The sequence below is a fragment of the Kluyvera sichuanensis genome (assembly GCF_014218705.1).
Classification (GTDB): domain Bacteria; phylum Pseudomonadota; class Gammaproteobacteria; order Enterobacterales; family Enterobacteriaceae; genus Kluyvera; species Kluyvera sichuanensis.
The window spans coordinates 1-227 of the sequence record NZ_JABBJF010000108.1 but is presented as its reverse complement, the minus strand read 5'-3'; the positions used below and the strand labels follow the sequence as shown (position 1 = coordinate 227).

Here is a 227-nt window from a genome sequence, read left to right as displayed (position 1 = left end):
GCATCCGGGAGGATTCGAACCTCCGACCGCTCGGTTCGTAGCCGAGTACTCTATCCAGCTGAGCTACGGATGCATCGGGAAATTTGCTTTACTGCCGATATTGATACCGCTATAAAAGCGACATCAAGTAAGAGATGGTGCATCCGGGAGGATTCGAACCTCCGACCGCTCGGTTCGTAGCCGAGTACTCTATCCAGCTGAGCTACGGATGCATCGGGAAACTTACT

2 tRNA genes are annotated in these 227 nt (G+C 52.9%); both read right to left on the bottom strand.

The window, feature by feature from the left end:
- A tRNA-Arg gene (locus tag HII27_RS26990) sits at positions 1 to 73 on the bottom strand.
- A 62-nt stretch (positions 74 to 135) separates the two neighbouring features.
- Positions 136 to 212 (bottom strand) — tRNA-Arg (locus tag HII27_RS26985).
- Positions 213 to 227: the final 15 nt, after the last annotated feature.